The following is a 9749-nucleotide window of genomic DNA, read 5'->3' on the forward strand; positions in this document are numbered from 1 at the left end:
CGTCGGCCCGGCGGCGCGTGACGCGGCTGCGGCGGCCGGCCTGCCCTTCGCCCGCGTGATCACCGCGCCGGCCGAGGATGGCGGCTGGCCGGTGGCGCCCGCGCTGAGCGGCGAGGTGCTCGGCGATGGCGATGCCCTCTGCATGCTGGGCTTCCGCCTGCGCGCGGAATCGGTGCCGGCGATTCGCGGGATCGGGCTCTACGTCAACGCTGCGTCGCTGCCGCTGACCGTCTCGGCCGAGCCCGGCGGGACTTGGCTTGCCACCGCCACCCTGCCGGCTGCGCTGCTGCGCCGCGCGGGGCCCGTCGCTGCCTGGGACCTGGTGCAGGACGGTGCGGCGGCGGGCGAGGCGCCGGTGCTGCTCGCGGTCGCCGCGGCGGGAATGGCGGGGACGCTGACCCTCGACGAGCCGCCGGCGCCCGAGCCCATCCCGCCCGCCGAGGAAGGGGGCGCCGAGGCTTCGGGGGATGCCTTCATGCCCGAGACCGCGGCCGCGCCGGTGGACGAACCGCCCTACCAAGGACCGCCGCGCATCCGCTGGGACCTTTCCGCCGGCATCGGGCCGGAGGAGGGACCCTTCCCCGATCTCGACCTGCCCGGCGGCGTGCGCTGGATCGTCGCGCGCGACGCGCGGCTGGTCGTGGAGGCCGCCGAGGTCGCGACGGCGCGACTGGCGCTGGCCTATCGCAGCCTGCTGCCGCGGCAAGGCGCGCGCGTCGCGTTCAATGGCGGGCCGGAGGAGGCGCTGGAGATCTCCGCCGGCAGCCTGAAGGAGACCGGAGAATACGCGATCGACCTCGACCTGCGGCCGGGGGCGAACGAGTTGCGGCTCGGCTTTTCCGGGGCCGTGCGGGAGCCCGGCTCGGGCCGCGAGCTGGTCCTGCTGATCGAGAGCGCCACGCTGGCGTGACGCGGCTGCCGCCGGACGCTGGCGTGACGCGCCCCCGCCGGACGCGCCCGCCGCCGCCCGGCGGTGGTGGGCCGCCCTACCGCATCGACGCCTTCAGCACGTCGTCGAGTTCGTCGAGGATCGCCGGGTCGTCGATGGTGGGCGGGACGACGTAGTCCTCCCCGTCGGCGATCTTGCGAAGTGTCGCGCGTAGGATCTTGCCGGAGCGCGTCTTGGGCAGGCGGGCGACCACGCGGGCATCCCTGAAGGCGGCGACGGGACCGATGCGCTCGCGCACCATGGCGATCAGTTCCTGGGCGAGCGTCGCCTCGTCCTTCGCCACGCCCAGCTTCAGCACCACCAGGCCGAGCGGCACCTGGCCCTTCAGCGTGTCCCGCACGCCGACCACGGCGCATTCGGCGACGGCGGGGTGGGAGGCCAGCACCTCCTCCATCGCGCCGGTGGACAGGCGGTGCCCGGCGACGTTGATGATGTCGTCGGTGCGCGACATCACCCAGACATAGCCTTCCTCGTCCACCATTCCGGCATCGGCGGTGCTGTAGAAGCCGGGATGGGCGGCGAGGTAGGCGTCGCGGAAGCGCTCATCGGCGTTGAACAGCGTCGGCAGGCAGGAAGGCGGCAGCGGCAGGCGCACCGCGAGGCTGCCGATCTGCCCGCGCGGGACTTCCTGGTTCGCCTCGTCCAGCACCACCACGTCGTAGCCGGGGGCAGGCTTGCCGCCGGAACCCGGCTTGGTCGGGAACAGGCCGAGGCCGCGGAAATTGCCGGTGATGGTCCATCCCGTCTCGGTCTGCCACCAATGGTCCACCACGGGCTTGGCCAGGAGGCGCTCGGACCAGGTGACGGTGTCGGCGTCGCAGCGCTCGCCCGCGAGGTAGAGCGCTTCCAGTTTCGAGAGGTCGTGGCGCTTCAGGAAGACGCCGTCCGGATCCTCCTTCTTGATGGCCCGGATGGCGGTGGGCGCGGTGAACAGCACCTTCACCCCGTGCTGTTCGCAGACCCGCCAGAAGGTGCCGGCATCGGGCGTGCCGACGGGCTTGCCTTCGAACAGCACGGTCGTGCAACCGGCAAGCAGCGGCGCATAGACGATGTAGGAATGCCCGACGACCCAGCCGACGTCGGATGCCGCCCAGTACACGTCCCCCGGCTGCACGCCGTAGACCATGGACATGGAGTTGTGCAGCGCGACCGCGTGCCCGCCATTGTCGCGCACGATGCCCTTGGGCGCGCCGGTCGTGCCGGAGGTGTAGAGGATGTAGAGCGGGTCCGTGCTCTCGACGCTGACGCAGGGGTGCGGCGCGGCGGCGGCCTCGGCGGCGAGCAGGTCCTCGTCGCGGCCGGTCGTCAGGTCGCAGGGGCTTTCGGGGCGTTGCAGGATCAGCACGCTCGCCGGCTTGTGCGGCGACAGGCCGATCGCGGCATCGAGCAGCGGCTTGTACTTCACCACGCGCCCCGGCTCGAGCCCGCAGGAGGCGGAGACGATCGCCTTCGGCTTCGCGTCCGCGATGCGCGCGGCCAGTTCCGCCGCGGCGAAGCCGCCGAAGACCACCGAATGCACCGCGCCCAGCCGCGCGCAGGCGAGCATGGCGATCGCCGCCTCCGGCACCATCGGCATGTAAACGATGACGCGGTCGCCCTTCGCCACCCCGCGCGCGGCGAGCGCGCCGGCCACGCGCGCCACGCGGTCCTGCAGTCGCGCATATGTGATCGTCTCGATCCGCCCGGTCATCGGACTGTCCCAGATGATGGCGGGCTGCTCGCCGCGGCCTGCGGCGACGTGCCGGTCCACGGCATTGAAGCAAGTGTTCAGCCGCCCGCCGGGGAACCAGCGGCCATAGACGCCGAGCGCGCCGTCGAAGGCCGCGCGCGGCGGCGCGTCCCAGGCGATGCCCTTCGCGGCCTCGCTCCACCACGCCGAGGGATCGCGGCGCCAGTTCGCGTAGGTTTCGTCGTAGCGCGTGCGGCTCCCGGCCTGGTCCATGCCTCGTCACCCTCCCTCGATCGCGGCCAGCCTGAACCGCTGTGGATGCGCCATGCAAGACCGTGCGCCACGCAGGGATGTTGCGGTAGATCAACAACCGGCCCGGCGGCGACGCCTATGGCTCCCATGCGGCTGCGACCGAGACAGGCGCCAGGCAACAGGAAGGCGAGGCCATGAGCGACGACGCCCACCTCAGGGTGCTGAGGAGTCCCCGCTTCCAGGAATTGGTCCGCCGTCGCGCGGGCTTCGCCTGGACCCTCTCGGTCATCATGCTGGTGATCTATTTCGGCTTCATCGCGCTGGTCGCCTTCGCCAAGCCCTTGCTGGCGGTGAAGGTGGGGGGCGGCGTCACCTCCCTCGGCATCGTGCTGGGCCTTGTCGTGATCGTCTCCGCCTTCGTGCTCACGGGCATCTATGTCCGGCGCGCCAACAGCGAGTTCGACGCGCTCACCGCGCGCCTGAAGGAGGAGGTGCAGTGATGAGGCGCTTCCTCTGGGTTTCCGCGCTGGCGGCCGCGATCGGCACCGCCGCGCATATCGGTCTCGCGCACGCGGCCGGCGCGCTCGAAGGGCCGGTCGATCGCCAGGCGCTGAACCTGCCGGCGATCATCATGTTCTTCCTCTTCGTGCTCGGCACGCTCGGCATCACCTACCGCGCGGCGATGCAGACGCGCTCGGCGGCCGACTTCTACGCGGCGGGCGGCGGCATCACCGGGTTCCAGAACGGGCTTGCGATCGCGGGCGACTACATGTCGGCGGCGTCCTTCCTCGGGATCTCGGGCCTCGTCTTCGCGTCGGGCTTCGACGGGCTGATCTATTCGATCGGCTTCCTGGTGGGCTGGCCGGTGATCCTGTTCCTGATCGCGGAGCGGCTGCGCAACCTCGGCAAGTTCACCTTCGCCGATGTCGCTTCCTTCCGGCTGGAGCCGACCTCGATCCGCATCCTGTCGGCGACCGGCACGCTGGTGGTGGTCGCCTTCTACCTGATCGCGCAGATGGTCGGCGCGGGGAAGCTCATCGAGCTGCTCTTCGGCCTGCAGTATCTCTACGCGGTGGTGATCGTCGGCATCCTGATGATCGTCTATGTCGCCTTCGGCGGCATGAAGGCGACGACCTGGGTGCAGATCATCAAGGCCTGCCTACTGCTCGCGGGCGCGACCTTCATGGCCTTCATGGTGCTGTGGCGCTTCGGCTTCAGCCCGGAGGCGATGTTCGCGGAAGCCGTGCGCATCCATCCGCGCGGCGATGCCATCATGGCGCCGGGCGCGCTCGTCGCGGACCCGGTCTCGGCGATCTCGCTCGGCCTCGCGCTGATGTTCGGCACGGCGGGCCTGCCGCACATCCTGATGCGGTTCTTCACCGTCTCGGACGCGCAGGCGGCGCGGAAGTCGGTGTTCTACGCGACCGGCTTCATCGCCTACTTCTACATCCTGACCTTCATCATCGGCTTCGGCGCCATCACCTTCCTGATGACGGACGACAGCTTCTACACCGCCGGGGCAGGCGGGGTGATCAACCGCATCGGCGGGCTGCTCGGCGGCACCAACATGGCCGCGGTGCACCTGGCGAGCGCGGTGGGCGGGTCGCTCTTCCTCGGCTTCATCTCGGCGGTGGCCTTCGCGACCATCCTCGCGGTGGTGGCGGGGCTGACGCTGGCCGGGGCCTCGGCCGTTTCGCACGACCTCTACGCAGAGGTGATCGCGCGCGGCCGGGCGAACGAGCAGAAGGAGGTGCGGATCTCGAAGATGACCGCCGTGGTGATCGGCCTCGTCGCCATCGTCCTCGGCTATGTGTTCGAGAACCAGAACGTCGCCTTCATGGTGGGCCTGGCCTTCGCGGTCGCGGCGTCCTGCAACTTCCCGGTGCTGCTCATGTCGGTGTTCTGGAAGGGCACGACGACGCGCGGCTCGCTCATCGGCGGCTTCCTCGGGCTGGTGAGCGCAGTGGCGATGGTGGTGCTGTCCAAGGCGGTCTGGGTGCAGACGCTCGGCTTCCCGCAGGCGATCTTCCCCTACGACAACCCGGCGCTGTTCTCGATGGCGATCGCCTTCGCCGGCATCTGGCTCTTCTCGAAGCTGGACAACAGCCAGCAGGCGAAGTCCGAGCAGGCCGGCTTCGACGCGCAGTATGTGCGATCCGAGACCGGCATCGGCGCCGCCTCGGCGCATATGCACTGAGGCGGACGCGGCGCGGCCCGTGACAGGGCCGCGCCGCCGCCCATTCCATGTCGACCGGCTTCGACGCGCAGAACCCGCCTTTCGACCGCCTGACCCAGCAGGAGGTGGAGGAACTCCGCGCCGCGACCGACATCGGCTACTTCACGCCCGGCGAGACCATCGTTGCCAGTGGCCGTCCCTCCGACTTCCTCCATGTGGTGATCAAGGGGGCGGTGGAGGCGCGCGACGGGGAACAGCTGCAGGGCGTGCTCGGCCCGCGCGATTCCTTCGACAGCCGTGCCCTGGTGCACGGCGCCGCGGGCGAGGATTTCGTCGCGGCGGAGGAGACGCTCTGCTTCCTCGTGCCCCGTGCGACCGTGCAGGGGCTGATCGCGCGCAATGCCGGCTTCGCCGCCTTCTTCTATGCCGACGTCTCCCGCAAGCTTGAGGCCTTCTCCGATGCCCGCAAGGCGGAGGGCGGGATGGAGAGCGTGCTGCGATCCCGCGTGCGTGACGCCATGCATGGCCGCTCCATCTTCATCGACGCGAGCGCCACCATCGAGCAGGCCGGCCACGCCATGCGCGAGGGCAACAGCAACGCCGCCTTCGTGCGCGACGGCGCGCGGATCGGCGTGGTCACGGGGATGAACCTCGCCAAGGCCGCGGTGCTGAAGCGCCTGCCACTGGAGACGCCGGTGCGCGAGGTCACGCATTTCGACGTGGTCGCGGTGGACGAGGACGACTTCCTATTCGAGGCGCTGCTGTCCATGACGCGGCACGGCAAGCGGCGGCTTGCGGTGCGCTCGGGCGGCGGCTTCGCGGGCTTCCTCGAGGACATCGACCTGCTCGGCCGCTTCGCCGGCAACTCGCAGCTCATTCCCGGGCGCATCGACCGCGCGCGCGGCCTCGACGAACTGGCCGTTGCGGCGCGTGAGATCCAGGACCAGGTCGAGCGCCTGCACCGCCAGGGCATGAAGGTGGAGGTGATCGCGGAGATCACCTCGGATCTCAACCGTCGCCTCTTTGTCCGGCTGTTCGAACTGGTGGCGCCGCCCTCGATCCGTGAGCAGGGCTGCCTGATCCTGATGGGCAGCGAGGGGCGCGGCGAGCAGACGGTACGCACCGACCAGGACAACGGATTGCTGCTCGCCGGCCCGGTGCCGGAGGGAGAGCTCGCCGCATTCCGGGAGGGATTCTCCGGCGCGCTGGATGGCTTCGGCTTCCCGCCCTGTCCGGGCAACGTGATGGTGCGCAACCCGCTGTGGTCGCAGACCGCGGAAGGCATGGTGCGGCAGTTGCGCCACTGGGTGATGGAACGCACGCCGGAAGCAGCGATGAATATCGCGATCTTCCTCGACGGCGTGGCGCTGACGGGGCGCATGGCGCTGCTTGCCGAGACCAAGGCGGAACTCTTCGCCATGATGCGCGGGGAGGCGGTGGTGCTCGGCCGCTTCGCCCTCCTGATCGAGAGCTTCGCCACGCCGTCCCTCGGCGTGCTGGGCACGCTCATGGCGAGCGTCGGCGTGGCGGATGATGCCATCGACATCAAGAAGGCCGGCATCTTCCCCATCGTCCACGGCGTGCGGACGATGGCGCTGGAGAAGGGCATCACCGCCACCGCCACGGCCGAGCGCATGGAGGCGCTGGTGGAAGGCCGCAGCTTCGACCCCGGCTTCGGCCGCGACGTCGTCAATGCGCTGCGCGTCTTCATGGCCTATCGCCTGACAACCCAGTTGGAGGCGGTGCGCCGCGGCTCGGTGGAAGGCGAGGCGCTGCTGCGGCCGAGCCGCATGACGGCGGTGGACCGCGACATCCTGCGCGACAGCCTGCGCGTGGTGCGGCAGTTCCGGGAGGTGATCGCCGCCCGCTTCCGCACTTCGGCCTTCTGACCGTGATCGACCGGGTCAAGCGGCTGTTCTGGCGCGCGGCGCTGGCGGACCATTCCTACCTGTTCCTCTTCGACCCGCCGCCGGAGGACGAGGCCATCTCGCTCGACTGCGAGACCACCGGGCTCGACACCTCGACGGACGAGATCCTTGCCGTCGCCGCCGTGCCCGTGGTGAAGGGCCGCATCCTGACCAGCCAGCGCTTCGAGGCGATCGTGAAGCCGGAGGTCGCGCCCAGGGCCGAGAGCATCAAGGTCCACCGCCTGCGCGCCCGTGACGTCGAGGCCGGACGCCCGATGCGGGAGGTGCTGCCGGCACTGCTGCGCTTCATCGGATCCCGCCCGCTGCTCGGGTACTACATCGATTTCGACGTGCGCATGCTCGACCGCTACGCGAAGGAATTGCTGCAGGTCCACCTGCCGAACCCGCGCATCGAGGTTTCCTCGCTCTACTACGACCGGAAATACGGCAAGGCGCCGCCGGGCACGACGATCGACCTGCGCTTCGCCTCCATGCTCGCCGACCTCGGCATCCCGGCGCTGGAGCAGCACATCGCGGTGAACGACGCGGTGATGGCGGCGATGGCCTGGCTGCAGCTGCGCGACATGGCGGCGCGCGGGGAGAGGCTGAAGCGCGAACGGCGGCGCGACGCGACGGCCGCGCCCCTCGGGGCCTGAACTCCGCCGCAAATGAGGACGGCGCCCGGGTTGCCCCGGACGCCGCCCAGTTCGCCGGCTGTGCCGCTGCGGCTCAGTGCCGGATGTTGTCGCCCGCGTAGATGTCGCGGTCCTTGGTCTCCGGCACGAAGAAGATGCCGATCACCACCGTCGCCAGCGCGATGACGATCGGGTACCAGAGGCCGAAATAGACGTCGCCCGTCTGCGCGATCATGGCGAAGGAGGTCGCGGGCAGCAGGCCACCGAACCAGCCGTTGCCGATGTGGTAGGGCAGCGACATGGAGGTGTAGCGGATGCGCGTGGGGAAGAGTTCCACCAGCGCCGCCGCGATCGGCCCGTAGACCATCGTCACGTAGATCACGAGCAGCGTAAGGATGCCGATCAGCACCAGCTGCTGCTCGCCGAAGATGTCGATGGGCGAGTTCATCTTCACGACCGACGGGTTCGACGCCGCCGGATAGCCGGCCGCGGTCAGCGCCGCGGAGACCTGCTGGGTAAAGCGCGCGGCCTCGGGGGCACGCTGCGCGGGCTCCAGGTCCCGCAGGTGCGGGGCCTCGATCAGCGTGCTGCCGATGCGGACCGCGGCGCCGGCGCGGCCCGGCGCGCCCTCGACGCTGTAGTTGACCGAGGCGCGCGCGAGCGCCGACTTGGCGACGTCGCAGGCCGAGGTGAACTGCGCCGTGCCGGTGGGGTTGAACTGGAAGGAGCAGTTGCTGCGGTCCACCACCACCTGCACCTGGATCGTCTGGTGCGCGCGGTGCAGGTCGGGATTCGCCTCCGCGCTCAACAGCTTGAAGAGCGGGAAGTAGGTGAGCGCGGCGAGCAGGCACCCGCCGAGGATGATCGGCTTGCGGCCGATCTTGTCGGACAGCCAGCCCCAGAAGACGAAGCCGCCCGAGCCCAGCAGCAGCGACCAGGCGATCAGCATGTTGGTGGTGAAGCTGTCCACCTTCAGCACCTGGCCGAGGAAGAACAGCGCGTAGAACTGCCCCGTGTACCAGACCACCGCCTGGCCGGCGACGAGGCCGAGCAGGGCGAACAGCGCGATCTTGGCGTTCTTCCACTGGAAGAAGGCCTCCGCGATCGGCGCCTTGGAATGGGTGCCTTCCGCCTTCATGCGCTGGAAGGCCGGGCTTTCCTCCATCTGCAACCGGATCCAGACCGAGATGGCGAGCAGCGCGATGGAGAGCAGGAAGGGCACGCGCCAGCCCCACGCGCGGAAATTCTCCGGCCCGACCGCGGTCTGCGTGAACAGGATCACCAACAGCGAAAGGAACAGGCCCGCCGTCGCCGTGACCTGGATGAAGGAGGTGTAGAAGCCGCGCCGCCCGTGCGGGGCGTGCTCCGCCACGTAGGTCGCCGCACCGCCGTACTCGCCACCGAGCGCCAGGCCTTGCAGGAGGCGCAGCATGATCAGGATGATCGGCGCCGCGAGGCCGATGGAATCCGAGGTGGGCAGGATCCCGACCACGAAGGTCGAGGTGCCCATGATGAGAATGGTGACGAGGAAGGTGTATTTGCGCCCGACCATGTCGCCGAGCCGGCCGAAGACCAGCGCGCCGAAGGGACGCACCAGGAAGCCCGCGGCGAAGGCGAACAACGCGAAGATGTTTCGCGTCGTCTCAGGGAACTGGGAGAAGAAGTTGGCGCCGATGACGGCGGCCAACGAGCCGTAAAGGTAGAAATCATACCATTCGAAGACTGTGCCGAGCGAAGATGCGACGATGACCTTGCGCTCGTCCCTGGTCATCGGCCGCACATCGCGGTCCGTGGCGATTGACACCGAACTCATGCGTTCGTTCTCCCCAGGCCGGCTGTCGCGGCCGTTTCTTGATGGCGTCCGTTGGACTCGGACGTGGCTGCGTCCTGTCGGCAGCCCCTTTGCGACTTGCGAAAGCTGGCCCCGGCTTCAGTGGCCGATTCCCCCGGCCTCCGGAAATCGTGCGCAAGAAGTACAGGAAATTTTGCCGCGGTTGCTAGTTGTTCCGTGGCGGGCGGGGGGGAGGCGTCAGGCGAGGAGGCGCGCTTCGGCGCGGCCGAGCCGGCCGAGGCGGGCGAACCAGCCCTCCGCCACCGCCGGCGTGACCGGGGTGGAGAGCCCGGCGACCACCAGCAGCGCGCCCGCGGGCAGCCCGCCCCA

The 9749-nt window shown here is 69.8% G+C and carries 7 protein-coding genes; 5 read left to right on the forward strand and 2 right to left on the reverse strand.

Going from position 1 to position 9749, the window contains the following annotated elements; genetic code table 11:
* The coding region (locus tag GXW76_RS23700) for a hypothetical protein (protein WP_211864616.1) at positions 1 to 910 on the forward strand (910 nt) is incomplete at its 5' end.
* Positions 911 to 986: 76 nt separating this feature from the next.
* Here the strand turns inward: GXW76_RS23700 and GXW76_RS23705 are convergent.
* A complete protein-coding gene (locus GXW76_RS23705) occupies positions 987 to 2891 on the reverse strand; it encodes an AMP-binding protein (RefSeq protein ID WP_211864617.1) in 1905 nt (634 codons plus the stop codon).
* Positions 2892 to 3064: 173 nt separating this feature from the next.
* Here GXW76_RS23705 and GXW76_RS23710 point away from each other — a divergent pair, with 173 nt between their 5' ends.
* Genes GXW76_RS23710 through GXW76_RS23725 form a run of 4 tightly spaced genes read left to right on the forward strand, consistent with a single transcriptional unit; the run spans position 3065 to position 7609 of the window.
* Positions 3065 to 3370 carry a DUF485 domain-containing protein gene (locus GXW76_RS23710; protein ID WP_211864618.1) on the forward strand — a complete coding sequence of 102 codons (306 nt, stop codon included), beginning with the start codon at positions 3065 to 3067 and terminating at the stop codon, positions 3368 to 3370.
* Complete coding sequence (locus tag GXW76_RS23715; protein ID WP_211864619.1) at positions 3370 to 5067, forward strand: cation acetate symporter; 1698 nt, start codon at positions 3370 to 3372, stop codon at positions 5065 to 5067. Before GXW76_RS23710 ends, GXW76_RS23715 begins: the two co-directional genes overlap by 1 nt.
* Before the next feature lie 47 nt (positions 5068 to 5114).
* Entirely contained in the window at positions 5115 to 6935 is a 1821-nt protein-coding gene (locus GXW76_RS23720; protein WP_211864620.1) for a DUF294 nucleotidyltransferase-like domain-containing protein, read from the forward strand.
* 2 nt (positions 6936 to 6937) lie between these two features.
* Entirely contained in the window at positions 6938 to 7609 is a 672-nt protein-coding gene (locus tag GXW76_RS23725) for a 3'-5' exonuclease (RefSeq protein ID WP_211864621.1), read from the forward strand.
* A gap of 73 nt (positions 7610 to 7682) precedes the next feature.
* Here the strand turns inward: GXW76_RS23725 and GXW76_RS23730 are convergent, their stop codons facing one another.
* Positions 7683 to 9401: an MFS transporter gene (locus GXW76_RS23730; RefSeq protein ID WP_211864622.1), complete on the reverse strand. Its 1719-nt coding sequence runs from the start codon at positions 9399 to 9401 to the stop codon at positions 7683 to 7685.
* Between the last annotated feature and the right edge of the window lie 348 nt (positions 9402 to 9749).

The sequence above is a fragment of the Neoroseomonas soli genome, assembly GCF_018129065.1.
Classification (GTDB): domain Bacteria; phylum Pseudomonadota; class Alphaproteobacteria; order Acetobacterales; family Acetobacteraceae; genus Neoroseomonas; species Neoroseomonas soli.

Excerpts from the sequence above, each read along its gene's own strand:
- GXW76_RS23705 (WP_211864617.1), bottom strand. The coding sequence starts at position 2,891 with ATGGACCAGGCCGGGAGCCGCACGCGCTACGACGAAACCTACGCGAAC.
- GXW76_RS23710 (WP_211864618.1), top strand. The coding sequence starts at position 3,065 with ATGAGCGACGACGCCCACCTCAGGGTGCTGAGGAGTCCCCGCTTCCAG.
- GXW76_RS23715 (WP_211864619.1), top strand. The coding sequence starts at position 3,370 with ATGAGGCGCTTCCTCTGGGTTTCCGCGCTGGCGGCCGCGATCGGCACC.
- GXW76_RS23720 (WP_211864620.1), top strand. The coding sequence starts at position 5,115 with ATGTCGACCGGCTTCGACGCGCAGAACCCGCCTTTCGACCGCCTGACC.
- GXW76_RS23730 (WP_211864622.1), bottom strand. The coding sequence starts at position 9,401 with ATGAGTTCGGTGTCAATCGCCACGGACCGCGATGTGCGGCCGATGACC.